This is a genomic window from Kitasatospora cheerisanensis KCTC 2395, from assembly GCF_000696185.1.
In the GTDB taxonomy this organism is placed as follows: domain Bacteria; phylum Actinomycetota; class Actinomycetes; order Streptomycetales; family Streptomycetaceae; genus Kitasatospora; species Kitasatospora cheerisanensis.
Genome location: NZ_KK853997.1, coordinates 6,142,111 through 6,155,813, shown reverse-complemented (window position 1 = coordinate 6,155,813; position 13,703 = coordinate 6,142,111). Strand labels below are relative to the sequence as shown.

The window sequence follows — 13,703 nt, the reverse complement described above, 5'->3', positions numbered from 1 at the left end:
TGCCGCCGTCACGATCCGGTCCGTTCGGCCGCGGCGCCGGCCTGACGGTACGTCAGGAAACCGGCCCGGTAAAGCCAGTGGACGGTTTCGGCCATCGTCTCCTCGACCGGCCGGGGCGCGGGCCCGGGCCGCCGCCGGCGTCCGGGGCGACGGGCACGGCGTGGACGCAGGTGTAGGCCGCGCCGTACTCCGCCGGGATGTGCCAGGGCCACCAGCGCTGCAGCAGGTCGGCCAGCCGGGCCGCGGGGAGCATCGCCCGGCCGGGGAGCCGGGCGGCGGGCAGCGCGCGGCCGGTGGCGGCGCGCAGGGCCGCCAGGTAGTCGGCGGTGCCGAGGTAGCGGCTGGGGGTGAAGACCCGGTCCGGGGTGCCGGGGGCCGGCGCGGCGGCGAGCCGGGCCAGCACGGCGGCGGTGTCGCGGACGTCGCCGAGCGGGAAGCCGCCGGTGGGCCAGAGCGGCATCAGGCCGCGCAGGGTGTCGCGGAGCCGGCCGGTCTGGTCGCCGAGCCCGGGGTCGTGCGGGCCGAGCAGGGCGGGCGGGTAGGCGATCCGGACCGGCGCGCCCTCCGCGCGGTGGCGGCGGGCGATCCGCTCGCACTCGGCCTTGCTGGCCAGGTACGGCTCGGCCGGCCGGCCCACGGCGCTGCCCGGGTGCAGCTGCGGTTCGGCGCTGGGGATCAGCGCGCCGATGGTGGACACGTGCAGCACCGCGCCGGCGCCGGAGTCGACGGCGGCCCGCAGCAGCGTCTCGGTGCCGCGCACGTTGGTGCGGGCGATGTCCGCGCGGCGCCGCCGGTCGAAGGAGTACACGGAGGCGAGGTGGACGACCGCGTCCGCGCCCGCGCAGACCCGGCGGGCCGCGTCCGGGTCGGTGACGTCGCCGACGACGGTGCGCACGGCGTCCGGGTCGGCGCCGAGCGGGCCGAGCGCGGGGCGACCCGGGCGGGGTCGCGGACCAGCAGCCGCACCCGGGCGCCGGCGGCGGCGAGCGCGGCGACGGTGTGCGAGCCGAGGAAGCCGGTGCCGCCGGTCACCGCGACCAGCGGGCCGGCGTTCACGCCCGGCCCCGCGGGGCGGCCGCGGCGTCCACCTGGACGTCCTTGGCGAACGAGGCCATCAGCACCGGGACGGCCTCGGCCTGGAAGTCGACCTCGGAGTCGAACTCCTTGATCATCCCTTCCAGCACCAGCAGCGACAGCAGCGGGAACGCGAACTCGGCGGCGGCGAACACCCCGAAGTCGCGCTGGAGCTTGAACAGGCGGGGGGCGAACGCGCCGAGCTCGAAGTCCTTGGAGAGCGCCCCGAAGGCCTCGTCGACCAGTTCCGTCACGGCGGCCCGGAAGCCCTCCCGGTCCAGGCCCTCGGGCAGCCGGGCCGCGCTCTCCAGCACGATGTCGGCGCACTTGGGGCCGTTGCCCTGCGCCATGTTGAGGAAGAACCCGGCGAAGGAGCGCCGGACCGGGTCGGGCAGCCGCACCACGAACCCGGCGTCCAGCACCACCACCCGGCCGTCGGCGTCCAGGCACAGGTTGCCGGGGTGCAGGTCGCAGTGGACCAGGCCGTCGACGAACAGCATCCGGTAGACGGCCCGCAGCACGTCGCGGACCACCTCCTGGCGGCGCTCCAGGGTCATGCCGAGCGGGCGGAAGCGGCCGAGGTCGGGGACGAACTCCATGGTGAGCACGCCGGGCCGGCAGAACTCCTCGACCGGGGCCGGGATCCGCAGGTCGGTGTGGGCGCCGAGGTTGGCGCGCAGCAGCAGCAGGGAGTCGCGCTCGGCGGCGAAGTCGAGCTGGTGCAGGACGGCGGAGCCGAGCTGGCCGATCATCTCCTCGGCGGGCAGGTCGCGCATGCCGGGCAGGATCCGGCCGACCCGGGCGCCGAGCAGCGCGAGCCGCAGGTCGGCCTCCAGCACCGGCCGGATGCCGTCGCGCTGCACCTTGACGGCGACCTCGGTGCCGTCGGCGAGCCGGGCCCGGTGGACGCTGGCGATGCTGCCGCACGCCACCGGCTCCCACTCGAACTCGGCGAAGGCGTCGGCGAGTCCGGCGGCGGCGAGGGTGCGGGCCACCGCGGCGCGGCGCGGCGGCCGCACCTCGTCGGCGAGTTCGGCGAGCGCGTCGCACCAGCGCTCGGGGAGCAGGTCGCGGCGGGTGCTGACCAGCTGCCCGGCCTTGACGAAGAACGGGCCGAGCGCGGTCAGCAGCCGCGGCGCCCGGTCGGCCAGCCGGGCCCGGCCGCCGCGGGTGAGCAGCTGCGGCAGGGCGGCGATCAGGTGCCCGGTGATGATCGACGCGGTGGCGCAGGCCCGTCCGAGCAGCAGCCACCCATGTGTCCGTCGTTCCGGCACGGTACCTCCAGGTCCCTCGTGGCGGGGTGGGCCGGACCGGCCCGACTGCGAGGAAACCAGGCCGCCGACCGGGCTCTCTATACGCGAGATTGCCCAATCCGGCGGGGCCCGGCGCCGGGGGTGCCGAGGTAGGTCTGCGCGATGTCCAGCCAGTGGTCGGCGGCGGCGCCGGCGGCGGTCAGCGCGAGGTCGTCGCGGTGCCGGCGGCGGGTGACGAGCAGGCAGAAGTCGGCGGCGGGGCCGGAGATGCGCTGTTCGGCGTCGTCCGGGCCGAACGTCCAGACGGTGCCGGACGGGGCGGTCAGCTCGAACCGGAACGGCTCGGCGGGCGGCCGCAGGCCGCGGGCCCGGTAGGCGAGGTCCCTGGTCCGGGTACCGAGGAAGGCGATGTGCCCGATCCGGTCGGTGAAGGCGTACGGGGCGCCCAGCGCCTCGTGGACGTCCTGGCCGTGCGCGAAGAGCTCCATCAGCCCGACGGCGGCGAGCACGCCGGCGGGCAGCGGCCCGGCCAGCCAGGGCACCGGGTCGCGCCGGGGCGTGGCGGCGAGGCCCTTCCCGGCGGCGGCGCGCCACTCGTCCCAGTGCCGGAGCAGTTCGGGGACGGGCTCGGCGAGGCGGTCGGCGAGGCCGGCCGCCATGCCGGCCTCGAAGTCCTCCCGGACGGGCGCGGTGGCGGCCTCGAAGGCGGCCGGGTCGCGCACCCCGAGGTCGATCAGGCGGCTCACCTGCGCGAGGTGCGCGACCTGGTGCCGGACCGTCCAGCCCGGAGCCGGGGTCGGCGCGCGCCACTCGCCGGGCGACAGGCCGGCCACCAGCCGGGCGAGTGCGGTTCCTTCCGTCGCCAGGTCGACACAGACGTCCTGCATTGCGGCCATGTTGGCATTCCCTTCCCCGGTGAAGCGCGTTCAATCCGATCCCGCGTTCATTTTCCGGGGCGGCCCCGGGGCGGGCTTCTCCATGCGTGCCGCCCGACCCCGCCGCCGACCGTTCAGGGACGTACGACCGCCACCGCCGGTGGCTGATTTCCGATACTCGGCCCAAACCGCAATCCAGAAGGTGCGAGAGTCTCCCTTTGGCAAAACGATGTGTCTGCGCCGAACCCCGGCCGAGGCGTGCCGCCCGGTCGGGTCCCGGCGGGCACGGGAGCATCACGCCAGATAGGGAGCCGCCGGGCCGCCCGCCCCCGCGCCGGGGCGGGCCGGACCGGGACTCCGCGAAAGATCCGAACGGGACCACCGATCCAAGGCAAGGCGACCGGACACCAACGAGCCCAGGTGAGGGATATCCGAATGTCGATTGCGGCGGCAATAGAGCAGAGTATTGACACGATGTGGCGGTACCACGCGGATCCGATTTCGCTGGAACAACTGGCGGAAGATGCCTCCTACAGCAAATTCCATTACTCCAGGATGTTCAATCAGCTGACCGGGACCTCGCCCGGGCGGTTCCTCACTGCGATTCGGATCTTCATGGCCAAGCGGCATTTGCTGGAAACCCCGGACAGCGTCACCGACATCACCTACCGGGTGGGCTACAACAGCCTGGGCACCTTCACCAGCCGCTTCACCCGCAGCGTCGGGGTCTCGCCGACCCGCTACCGCTCGCTGGCCCAGGAGGACGACCTGCCGCCGCTCGTCCCGCCGGCCGCCCGGACCGGCCACGGCCTGTCCTCGGTGACCGGGCAGCTCTACTTCCCGTCCGAGGTCGGCCCGGTCCGGGTGTACGTGGGCGCGTTCAACACGCCGATCATGGAGGGCTATCCGCAGGCCTGCGACATCCTGGACGAGGCCCGCCCGTTCCACCTGCACGTCCCGGACGGCCTGTGGTTCATCCGGGCCGCCGCCGTGGCCGTGGACGACGCCTCGCTGCGGCACCAGATCCGCCCGCCCCGGCTGGTCGGCTCGGGCTGGGCGGTGCGGACCCGGGGCGGCCGCGCGTACAGCACGGACGTGCAGCTGCGCGAGGTGACCCAGCTCGACCTGCCGATCCTGCTGGCGCTCCCGGAACTGGACGGCGCGAGACGCAGACGCCTGACCCGGGCCGGGGCCGGGGCCCGGTAGTCACTCCGCGAATCCGCTCGAACACGCGCACAATGCGCACCGGTTTTCCCGGCCGCGCCGGACACCGTCCGGGCACGACCGGAATCCCCGGCGCCGGTTTTCCGCACCCCGGAATCGCCCCGCCGGGCCGCGTCGCCTGGCCCCGCCGCGGGCGCCCGGCCGGAGTTCCCGGCCGGGTGCCCGCACACCGGGGAGCGGGCGGCCCGCACCCCTCGGTCAACGCGGGTAGAACGTGGTCGATCGGACGTTCCGTCAGTTCAGCGCGTCGAGCGCGGCCAGGATGTCGGCCGGCTCGGCGCGGGCGGTGTAGTCGGCGTCGACGAACGCCCAGCGGACGGTGCCCGCCCGGTCGACGACATAGGTGGCGGGCATCGGCAGGGTGCGCGGGTGGCCCGCGTTGGAGCGCTCCAGGTCGATGCCGGCCCGGGTGTAGGCGGCGGCGAGGTCCTCCGGCAGGTCGAAGGCGAGGCCGTAGCGCGCGGCGGTCTCGCAGCCGAGGTCGCTCAGCACCTCGAAGGCCAGCCCGTTCTTCTCGGCCTGGGTCAGCGACTCGTCCGGGACCTGCGGGGTGACGGCGACGAGCCGGGCGCCGCGGGCCGCGACGGCGTCGTGGTGCTGCTGCAGCGAGCGCAGCGCGATGTTGCAGTACGGGCACCAGGCGCCGCGGTAGAAGGTCAGCACCACCGGGCCGTCGGCGAGCAGTTCGGCCAGCGTGACGCTGCGACCGGTGGCCGACGGGAGGGTGAAGGAGGGCGCTTTCGCGCCGACCGCGAGCGCCCGCTCCGCCCGGCCGGAGGCGGCCAGGTCGCGGGTCGCCCGCTGCATCACCTCCCGCACTTCGGCGGGGAGTTGCTTCTGACGGCTCTCGAAGAAGGCGCGCAGTTCGGCGTTGACGCTCACGGTGCTGTTCCCCTCTCGCGGCTATCCTGGAACGGTTGTTCCAAGATACTGGCCGGCGCGGCCCCCCGGTCAAGGGCGGCGCCGGATATCTTGGAACCATCGGTTCAGGAACGGGACGGTGGACCATGGCGGACGTCAAGCACTTCGATCCGGACACGGCGCTCGACCTGGCGATGCGGGTGTTCTGGCGGCAGGGCGCCGCCGCCACCGGGATCCAGGACATCGTCGACGCCACCGGCCTCAACCGCTCCAGCCTGTACGCGACCTTCGGCGGCAAGCAGCAGCTCTACCGCGCCGCCCTCGACCGCTACGCCCGGGACCGCTCGCGGACCCTGCTCGGCCCGCTGGAGGAGGACGGGCGCGGCCTGCCCGCCGTCCACGCGTTCTTCGAGCGGCTGGTCGAGACCCGCTGCACCGGCGAGTTCGCCCGCTGGGGCTGCATGGTCTCCAACGCCCACGCGGGCGGCGAGAACGGCGACCCCGAGGTGCGGGCCGTCCTCGACCGGCAGCACCGGCGGCTGCGCTCCGCGCTGCACGCCGCCCTCGTCTCCGCCCAGCGGCAGCGCCAACTCGCCGACGGCGCCGACCCGGAGACGGCCGCCGAGATCCTGGCCCTGCTGGCGCACGGCGTGAACCTGCGCTCCCGCGCCGGCGCGGACGCCGCCGCACTGCGGGCCACCGCCGCCGCGGCCGTCGACGCGGTGGCGCGTCCGGTCTGAGTGCGCGTCAACTCCCGTTCAGGAGACGGCCACCCGCCGGTCCTCGCGCTCTTCGGCGAGTGCGCCGAGCAGGCGCAGCGCCGTCGCGGACGGGGAGTCCGGCTCCACGGTGAAGACCACCAGCATGAGTTCCGGCTCCTCGGTCCGCAGCACCTCCTGGTACAGCGTCAGGCCGCCGACCTGCGGGTGGTCCAGCACGTTGGTGAAGGAGTCGCAGTTGGCCACCGAGTGGTCCTCCCACAGCGCGGCGAACTCGCCGCTGTCGGCGAGGAGTTCGCCGACCAGGGCGCGCACCCGGCCGTCCGAGGGGAAGCGCGCCGCGACCATCCGCAGGTTCGAGACCACCGAGCGGGCCTTGACCTCCCAGTTGACGAACAGCGCCCGGGTCGGCGGGTCGAGGAAGATCATCCGGGTCATGTTCGGCAGGCCGTCCCAGTGCTGCTGCCCGAACACCGCGCGCGCCAGCGGGTTCCAGGCCAGCACGTCCGAGGTCGGCGACATCGCCATCACCGGCACGTCGCCCATCATCGCCATCAACCGCTGTAAGCCGGCCGGGAGTTGACGGACCGTCCGGCGGGCCCGGCCGCCCGGCGCGGACCGGTTCGGGCGGGCCAGGGCGACCAGGTGGGCGTGCTCGGTGTCGTCCAGCCGCAGCGCCCGGGCCAGCGAATCGAGGACGGCGTCGGAGACGTTCTGGCCCAACCCCTGTTCCAGCCGGGCGTAGTAGGACACGCTGACGCCGGCCAGCTGGGCGAGCTCCTCCCTGCGCAGGCCGGGCACCCTCCGGCGCTCTCCGTAGAATCCGAGTCCGGCATCCGCCGGATTGAGCCTGGCCCGACGGGACTTGAGGAATTTCCCGAGCTCATCCATGAGGCTCATTATGCTGAAAGTCCCACTGCCAAGCGTAGCCTTCGCGGTGAGACGAACGACAGGTGTCTGGCTACCCGGCGGGCGATCTCCCACCCTTGCTCGCATGACCACGCTTCCCGACTCTCGGAACCGCATGAGCACCCGGCTCAGACTGACCCTGTTCGTGCTGCTGGGCGCGCAGTTCATGCTGTCCGTCGACTTCTCGATCCTCAACGTCGCACTCCCCCAGATCGGTTCCGGGGTCGGGATATCCTCCGACGACCTGCCGTGGGTGGCATCGGCGTACGCGCTGCCGGCCGCCGGCTTCACCCTGCTGTTCGGCCGGATCGCCGACCTGTTCGGCCGCCGCCGGCTCTTCCTCGCGGGCATCACGCTGCTCACCGTGGCCTCGGTGCTCGGCGGGATCGCGGAGAGCGGCAGCCTGCTGCTGACCGCGCGCGTCCTGCAGGGCCTGTCGACCGCGATGGCCGCCCCCGCGGCGCTCTCCCTGCTGACCACCTCGTTCTCCGAGGGCGCCATGCGCGAGCGGGTGCTCGGCCTGAACGGCGCGCTGCTCTCCGGCGGCTTCACCGTCGGCGCGCTGGTCGGCGGCACCCTGGTCGGCCTGCTCAGCTGGCGCTGGGCGTTCCTGATCAACGTCCCGGTGGCGGTCGCCATCCTGATCGCGACCCCCCGGCTGATCGCCGACAGCCGCGCCCCCGAGAAGGTCCGGCTCGACGTGCCCGGCGCCGTCTCGGTGACGGCCGGCCTGCTCGCCTTCACCTACGGCATCATCGACAAGAACATCCTGATCGCCGCCGCCGGCGTGCTGCTGCTCGGCGTCTTCTGGGTGATCGAGCTGCGCGCCCCCGCGCCGCTCGCCTCGGTGCGCATCCTCAAGCGCCCGACCGTCAAGTGGGGCAACTTCGCCGGCCTCGTCGTGTTCTCCATGGAGAGCGCGCTGATCTTCCTCATGACGCTGTACCTGCAGGACGTGCTGCACTACGCGCCGCTGACCACCGGCCTGATCTTCGGCGTCCCCGGCCTCGCCGCCGTCGCCGCCGGCGTCATCGCGGGCAAGGCGATCGGCCGCTTCGGCACCCGCACCGTGCTGACCGTCGGCCTGGCGGTGCAGGGCCTCGCCACCGCGCCGCTGATCCTGCTCGGCACCGACCGGGTGATGCTGGCGGTGCTGCTGCCCGCCCTGTTCATCAGCTTCTTCGGCCACGTCACCTCGATCGTCGCCTACACCGTGACCGCGACCTCCGGCCTGCCGGACTCCGAGCAGGGCCTGGCCACCGGCCTCGCCGCGCTCAGCCAGCAGGTGGCCGCCACCATCGGCATCCCGATCCTCAGCGCCGTCGCGGCCTCCCGCGCCGTGCAGCTGGACGGCATCCGGCTGTCGCTGGCCGTCGACGTGGTCGTCACGCTGCTCGCGGTGGCCCTGATCTGGTTCGGCCTGCGGGCCCGCGCGGAGGCGCAGCCCGCGCCCGCTGCCGCCCCGAAGGTCGAGGTCGGCGAGCAGGCGGCCACCCGCTGACCGTTCGGCGGCCCGGCCGCCGAACATAGCACCCACGGAGAAGAGGTCCGGATTCATCCCCGGGATTATCGGAGAGCGATCGGCGGAGCGGCCCCGCGGACATTCCGCGGGGCCCGCTCCGTCGCCGCCGGCACCGGGCGGACGAATTCCGCCCGGACGTCGCACGCATTCCCATTCCGCCCCGAGGAACGGAACCCGACCGTGACAGTCAACAGAATCACCGTCAACGAAATCGACTTCGCCTACCTGGAACAGGGCGAGGGCCCGCTGGCCCTGCTGATGCACGGCTTCCCGATGTCGCCGGCGACCTACCGGTACCTGATGCCGGCGCTCGCCGGGGCGGGCTACCGCGCCGTCGCCCCCTACCTGCGCGGCTTCGCCCCCAGCACGCTCCCCCCGAACGGCTCCTTCGGCGTCGCCGACCTGATCGCCGACGTCAACGGCCTGCACGAGGCGCTCGGCGGGGACGGCGACGCCGTCCTGGTCGGGCACGACTTCAGCGCCCCCGCGGTGTGGGGCGCGGCCCAGGACGGGGACCGCTGGTCGAAGGTCGTGGTCTGCGACGTCCCCCCGCTGCCGGTGTTCGGGCCGATGGTCCTCACCCCGCAGGGCACCGACGCGCTCAGCCACTTCTGGTTCTTCCAGACCGCGGTCGCCGAGCAGGTCGTCGCCGCCGACGACCTCGCCTACCTCGACTGGATCTACCGCAAGTTCACGGCGGACGGCTTCGACGCCACCGAGGACCTGAAGCACGCCAAGGACGCCCTCCGCGCCCCCGAGAACCTGGCCGCGGCCCTCGCCCTGTACCGGACGGCCTTCCCGCCGGACCGCTTCGGCACCCCGGACTGGGTGCAGGAGCACGCCGCCGTCTGGGGCGCCCCGCCGAGCCGGCCCACCCTCAACCTGTTCGGCTCCGAGGACCCGAGCTTCGCGATCACCGACGCCACGCTGGCCGCCATCCTCGACGGCCTGCCGGAGGGCTCGCACGCCGAGGTGGTGCAGGGCGCCGGCCACGTCGGCCTGGTCGAGAAGCCCGCCGAGGTGAACCGCCTGATCCTGCGCTTCCTGGCCGGCGAACTCTGAACGACGGTGTGACGGAACGGCCCGGGTGGCCGGCCACTGGGGCCGGCCACCCGGGCCGTTCCGTCGGACGCGTCGGGGCTCGGCGGCCGGACGACGCCTCGGCTCAGGAACTGAACTTGTCCTGGCCGTTCCACCAGTTCTCGCCCGGGCCCTTGGCGTTCGCGTCGTCGTAGCGGTCGTGGTGGCGCCACCAGTCCCAGGGGCGCTCCAGACCCTCTTCCTGACGGCCCAGCAGGGTCATCTCCAGGTAGTTGTAGGTGTTCAGGGTGACCTCGCTGCCGCGGTCGTACACCGAGTTGGTGTGGTAGACCGCGTCGCCCTCGCGCAGGAACGAACTCACGCCCGGGAGTTCGCCCTTCTCGGTGGTCACGTGGAAGTCGCTGTTGAAGTCGGTGCCGTGCGAGGAGACGAACGGCAGGTCCCAGCCCATCCGCGCCCGGAAGGCCTCGATCTTGGCGATCGGCGCCCGGGCCACCATCACGAAGGAGGTGTCGCGGTTGTGCATGTGGGCCAGGTGCCCCACCGAGTCGGCCTGCATCGAGCAGCCGGGGCAGCCCTCCTCCCACGCCGGGTCGAACATGAAGTGACGGACGATCAGCTGCCGCCGGCCCTGGAAGAGGTCGAGCAGCGTGACCGACGCCCCGGGCGCCTCGAACACGTACTCCTTCTCGATCCGCACCCGCGGCAGCGCGCGCCGGGACGCGGAGACCGCGTCACGCAGCCGGGTGAGCTCCTTCTCCTGCTCCAGCAGTTCCTTGCGGGCGGCGAGCCACTCTTCTTTCGTCACGACGGGGGACAGTTCCACGCGGGCCTCCAGGCTGCGGTGCCGCCGCCGGAAATCGGCGGCCGGGGTCGTTGCTGGGACCACCGTGACACGCCCGAACACCGTTTCCTTCTTCCTTGTTGCGCAACCCGGAACACCGCCCGGAGGGGTCGGGCAATTCAGAAGAGGCCGCTCCTTCCCGTTCGGTGAAATCGTTTCCCGGTGACCGCGTGAATGGAAACTCCGGTCCGGTCACCCCCCGCCACCGAACCGCCCAGGAGGAAATCATGTCGTCCACCGGAATACCGACCCGGGAAGAAATCGTCGAGCGGGTCTCCGCGCTGGTGCCGGTCCTCCGCGAGCAGGCCGCCTGGTCCGAGGAGAACCGCCGGCTGAGCGAGGAGACCGTCGCGGCCCTCGCCGAGGCCGGCGTCTTCCGGCTCCGGACGCCGGTCCGCCACGGCGGCTACGAGTGCGACACCAGCACCCTGGTGGAGGTCGCGATGGAGCTCGGCCGCGCCGACGGCGCCATCGCCTGGACCTCGTCCGTCTTCTGGATCCCGACCTGGATCGCCGGCCTGTTCCCGGACAGCGCCCAGGACGAGGTCTTCACCTCCGCTGCCCCCCGGGTCTGCGGCACCAACAGCCCCACCGGCACGGCCGTTCCGACCGAGGGCGGCATCCTGCTCAACGGCTCCTGGAAGTTCGTCAGCGGCGCCTGGCACGCCGGCTGGCAGGAGATCGCCGCGATCCTGATCCGCCCGGACGCCGAGCCCGAGCCGATCATGGCGCTGGTCCCGATGACCGACCTGTCGATCGTCGACGACTGGCACACCGTCGCGCTGCGCGGCACCGGCAGCGTCACCACCGTCGCCGAGGACCTGTTCATCCCCGAGCACCGCATCATCCCGATGGGCGCCGCCATGCGCCCGCAGGGCCTGTCCCACGCCAACGCCGACTCCCCGGTGTGGCGCACCCCCGCCTCGCTGGTCGCGGCGGCCTCCGGCGTCGGCGTCGCGGTCGGCCTGGCCAAGGCCGCCCGCGAGGTGTTCTTCGAGCGGCTGCCCGGCCGGAAGATCACCTACACCGACTACACCGCGCAGAACGAGGCCCCGATCACCCACCTGCGGGTCGCCGAGGCCGTCAACAGCATCGACCAGGCGGAGTTCCACGCCCGCCGGGCCGCCGCCACCGTGGACGCCAAGGCCGCGAGCGGCGAGGCGTGGAAGCTGGAGGAGCGCGCCCAGGTCCGCAACGACCAGGGCGAGGCGACCCGGCTCGCCAAGCACGCCGTCGACACCCTGGTCAGCATCAGCGGCGGCAGCTCCATCTACCTCGACGTGCCGCTGCAGAAGATCGCCCGCGACATCCAGGCGGTCGCCCTGCACGCCCTCATCAACCCGGACACCAACGCCGAGCTCTACGGCCGGGTCCTGTGCGGCCTGGAGCCCAACACCCTGTACATCTGACCGGACGCACGGCCGGACGCGAACCGGCCCGCCGCTCCCCGCCGGGAGCGCCGGGCCCGGGCCGGGGCCGCGGTCGGTCAGTGGTTCACCATGCCGCCGCTCAGGTCGACCGTGGTGCCGGTCGTCACGGCGGCCAGGTCCGAGGCCATGAACGCCGCCATGTTGCCGACGTCCTCCAACGACGGCCAGCGGCCCAGCAGGTTGCGGGCCTCGGCGCGCTGCTGCCAGCCCGCCGCCCGGGCCGGCAGCTCGGGCAGGTCGGCCGCCAGCGTGGTCTGCGCCGCCCCCGGCGACCCGGCCGAGTGCAGGCACACCACCCGCACCCCGTCCGGCCCGAGCTCCGCCGCGAGCGTCCGGGAGAACGCCTCCACCGCGGCCCAGGCCGGGCCGAAGCCGGCCGTGTACGGGAACGGCACCTGGGAGGGCAGCGCGGTCATCATCAGGACCACGCCCCGGCCCCGCGGCACCATCCGCGCGGCCGCCGCGTTGGCGGTCACGAACTGCGCCTTGGTGAAGTCGATGATCGGCAGCGAGAAGTCCTCGAAGGACAGCTCACCGAGCGCCGCGCCCTGCTCGCCGCCCGGCCGCCGGGTGGACGTCGCGCAGAACGACACGTCCAGGCCGCCGGTCCGCTGCACCACCGAGTCCAGGAACGCCTCGACCGCTTCCCGGTCCAGCGCGTCGACCTGCGCGGTCTCCAGCGAGCCGCCCTCGGACTCCACGTCGTGGGCCAGCTGCTTCAGCGCGGCCTCGCCGCGGCCGGCCACGAACACCCGGGCGCCCTCCCGGACGAACGCCTTGGCCACGGCGCCGCCGATCGACCCCGCCCCGTACACGACCGCCGTCCGGCCGGTCAGCAGACTCTCCATCGGATCTCACCTTCCCCTGGGGCGGGCCGAGCCTCGCCGGCCCGCGGACCTCGCGGCCGCCGCAACAGCGGGCACGTCCGATCCACGCTAGGCACGCCCCACCGCCCCGCAACCCGGGAGCGCCCGCCGCCGCCCCGCCGCCCGCACACCGCCGCAGGTCAAAGCCGTCCGCGCAGCGCGCCCCGGAAGGCGCACCGGCCCGGCCGCAGGCTGACGAACACGCGTTCCCCCACCGGCCCGAGCGGCCGTCGGCTCCGGCCGCCGGCCGGGCTGTTCGTCCGATTGTTCGGCGTTGTTCGGCCAGGTCGACGCGCCGCGGCCGACGGCCTGACGCTTTCCGGCCCGCTTGTCCGGCCGCGTTCACCACCGCTCCGGCCGCCCTTGTCCGGCGCTCCCGCGCCCCGCTGCAATGGCCCTCGCCGGGGCCGGCTCCCCTGACCGGCCCGGGCCGGAGGCACCCGCCCGGACAGACCAGTGCAGGGAGGAACCATGCGCATCCGGAACAGGCGGGCCACGACGGGCCCGCAGGAGACGTCGGGTGGCCGGGCACGCCGCGCGCTGCTGGCGGGCGGCGCCGCACTGCTCGCCCTCGCCGCCCAGTTCACCGCCGGCGCGCCGGCGGCCCACGCGGCCTCGGCCGCGGCCTGCGCCGCGAGCCCGAGCGCGGCCAACTGCGACGGCGCGGACGCCGCGGCCGACGGCGGCACCTGCCTCAACGACGCCTTCGTGGTGCGGAGTTACCCGATCGTCCCGCGCTACGACAGCAACTACGGCGGCGGGCCCGCGGCCGTGAAGGTCGAGCTGTGGTGGTCGCCGAGGTGCCAGAGCAACTGGGGGCGCGTCGTCTCCACGGGCTACTCCGGCTACGCCACGGTCTTCGTGTGGCGCCAGGCCGACGGCGCCCACCAGGCGTACCGCCACTGGCTGGACAGCTCCGGCTACTGGGGCGCGTTCTACACCGACATGCTCTACTCGCCCGGCGCGTCGGAGGCCTGCGCCGACGACGCGGCCAGCTGGGGCGGCTGCGGCCCGTGGGTGTGACGCACCCGCGGCGACGGCCGTGACGCGGGTGCCCGGCCACGTGCGCGCGCACGTGGCCGGGC

The 13,703-nt window shown here is 73.8% G+C and carries 12 protein-coding genes and 1 pseudogene; 6 read left to right on the top strand and 7 right to left on the bottom strand.

Features of this window, described 5'->3' with window-relative positions; translation table 11 throughout:
• Positions 1–52 precede the first annotated feature (52 nt).
• The 3 genes and pseudogenes from KCH_RS27725 to KCH_RS27715 all read right to left on the bottom strand — a co-directional run bounded on the left by KCH_RS27725 (position 53) and on the right by KCH_RS27715 (position 3,223).
• Positions 53–1,032: pseudogene (locus tag KCH_RS27725) on the bottom strand (NAD-dependent epimerase/dehydratase family protein).
• A 20-nt stretch (positions 1,033–1,052) separates the two neighbouring features.
• Positions 1,053–2,348 (bottom strand): ABC1 kinase family protein, encoded by a 1,296-nt coding sequence (locus KCH_RS27720; RefSeq protein WP_035867477.1) that lies wholly within the window; start codon positions 2,346–2,348, stop codon positions 1,053–1,055.
• 77 nt (positions 2,349–2,425) lie between these two features.
• Positions 2,426–3,223, bottom strand: a complete 798-nt coding sequence (locus tag KCH_RS27715; RefSeq protein ID WP_035867475.1) for a TIGR03084 family metal-binding protein — start codon at positions 3,221–3,223, stop codon at positions 2,426–2,428.
• Positions 3,224–3,637: 414 nt separating this feature from the next.
• Here KCH_RS27715 and KCH_RS27710 point away from each other — a divergent pair, with 414 nt between their 5' ends.
• Complete coding sequence (locus tag KCH_RS27710) at positions 3,638–4,408, top strand: helix-turn-helix domain-containing protein (RefSeq protein ID WP_035867473.1); 771 nt, start codon at positions 3,638–3,640, stop codon at positions 4,406–4,408.
• Between the two features lie 252 nt (positions 4,409–4,660).
• Here KCH_RS27710 and KCH_RS27705 read toward each other — a convergent pair whose 3' ends face one another.
• Complete coding sequence (locus tag KCH_RS27705) at positions 4,661–5,308, bottom strand: peroxiredoxin-like family protein (protein ID WP_035867471.1); 648 nt, start codon at positions 5,306–5,308, stop codon at positions 4,661–4,663.
• Between the two features lie 125 nt (positions 5,309–5,433).
• Between KCH_RS27705 and KCH_RS27700 the strand changes: the two genes are divergently transcribed.
• Complete coding sequence (locus KCH_RS27700) at positions 5,434–6,027, top strand: TetR/AcrR family transcriptional regulator (protein ID WP_035867468.1); 594 nt, start codon at positions 5,434–5,436, stop codon at positions 6,025–6,027.
• An 18-nt stretch (positions 6,028–6,045) separates the two neighbouring features.
• Here KCH_RS27700 and KCH_RS27695 read toward each other — a convergent pair whose 3' ends face one another.
• The gene (locus KCH_RS27695; protein WP_341865418.1) at positions 6,046–6,897 is read right to left on the bottom strand and encodes a helix-turn-helix transcriptional regulator; all 852 of its coding nucleotides are present in this window, start codon (positions 6,895–6,897) and stop codon (positions 6,046–6,048) included.
• Between the two features lie 133 nt (positions 6,898–7,030).
• Between KCH_RS27695 and KCH_RS27690 the strand changes: the two genes are divergently transcribed.
• Positions 7,031–8,416: an MFS transporter gene (locus KCH_RS27690; RefSeq protein WP_084223958.1), complete on the top strand. Its 1,386-nt coding sequence runs from the start codon at positions 7,031–7,033 to the stop codon at positions 8,414–8,416.
• A gap of 201 nt (positions 8,417–8,617) precedes the next feature.
• Positions 8,618–9,499, top strand: coding sequence for an alpha/beta fold hydrolase (locus tag KCH_RS27685; protein ID WP_035867464.1), 882 nt, complete (start codon positions 8,618–8,620; stop codon positions 9,497–9,499).
• Between the two features lie 103 nt (positions 9,500–9,602).
• Here KCH_RS27685 and KCH_RS27680 read toward each other — a convergent pair whose 3' ends face one another.
• Positions 9,603–10,286, bottom strand: a complete 684-nt coding sequence (locus tag KCH_RS27680) for a DUF899 domain-containing protein (RefSeq protein WP_244305457.1) — start codon at positions 10,284–10,286, stop codon at positions 9,603–9,605.
• Between the two features lie 263 nt (positions 10,287–10,549).
• Here KCH_RS27680 and KCH_RS27675 point away from each other — a divergent pair, with 263 nt between their 5' ends.
• A complete protein-coding gene (locus KCH_RS27675) occupies positions 10,550–11,731 on the top strand; it encodes an acyl-CoA dehydrogenase family protein (protein WP_035867462.1) in 1,182 nt (393 codons plus the stop codon).
• A gap of 77 nt (positions 11,732–11,808) precedes the next feature.
• On the opposite strand, the gene KCH_RS27670 is transcribed toward KCH_RS27675, so the two are convergent.
• Positions 11,809–12,600 carry an SDR family NAD(P)-dependent oxidoreductase gene (locus tag KCH_RS27670; protein WP_035867460.1) on the bottom strand — a complete coding sequence of 264 codons (792 nt, stop codon included), beginning with the start codon at positions 12,598–12,600 and terminating at the stop codon, positions 11,809–11,811.
• Between the two features lie 489 nt (positions 12,601–13,089).
• Between KCH_RS27670 and KCH_RS27665 the strand changes: the two genes are divergently transcribed.
• A complete protein-coding gene (locus tag KCH_RS27665) occupies positions 13,090–13,641 on the top strand; it encodes a DUF2690 domain-containing protein (protein WP_035867457.1) in 552 nt (183 codons plus the stop codon).
• Positions 13,642–13,703: the final 62 nt, after the last annotated feature.

Coding starts and splice junctions, on each gene's coding strand:
- KCH_RS27715 (WP_035867475.1), bottom strand. CDS start 3,223: ATGGCCGCAATGCAGGACGTCTGTGTCGACCTGGCGACGGAAGGAACC.
- KCH_RS27710 (WP_035867473.1), top strand. CDS start 3,638: ATGTCGATTGCGGCGGCAATAGAGCAGAGTATTGACACGATGTGGCGG.
- KCH_RS27700 (WP_035867468.1), top strand. CDS start 5,434: ATGGCGGACGTCAAGCACTTCGATCCGGACACGGCGCTCGACCTGGCG.
- KCH_RS27695 (WP_341865418.1), bottom strand. CDS start 6,897: ATGGATGAGCTCGGGAAATTCCTCAAGTCCCGTCGGGCCAGGCTCAAT.
- KCH_RS27690 (WP_084223958.1), top strand. CDS start 7,031: ATGAGCACCCGGCTCAGACTGACCCTGTTCGTGCTGCTGGGCGCGCAG.
- KCH_RS27675 (WP_035867462.1), top strand. CDS start 10,550: ATGTCGTCCACCGGAATACCGACCCGGGAAGAAATCGTCGAGCGGGTC.
- KCH_RS27670 (WP_035867460.1), bottom strand. CDS start 12,600: ATGGAGAGTCTGCTGACCGGCCGGACGGCGGTCGTGTACGGGGCGGGG.
- KCH_RS27665 (WP_035867457.1), top strand. CDS start 13,090: ATGCGCATCCGGAACAGGCGGGCCACGACGGGCCCGCAGGAGACGTCG.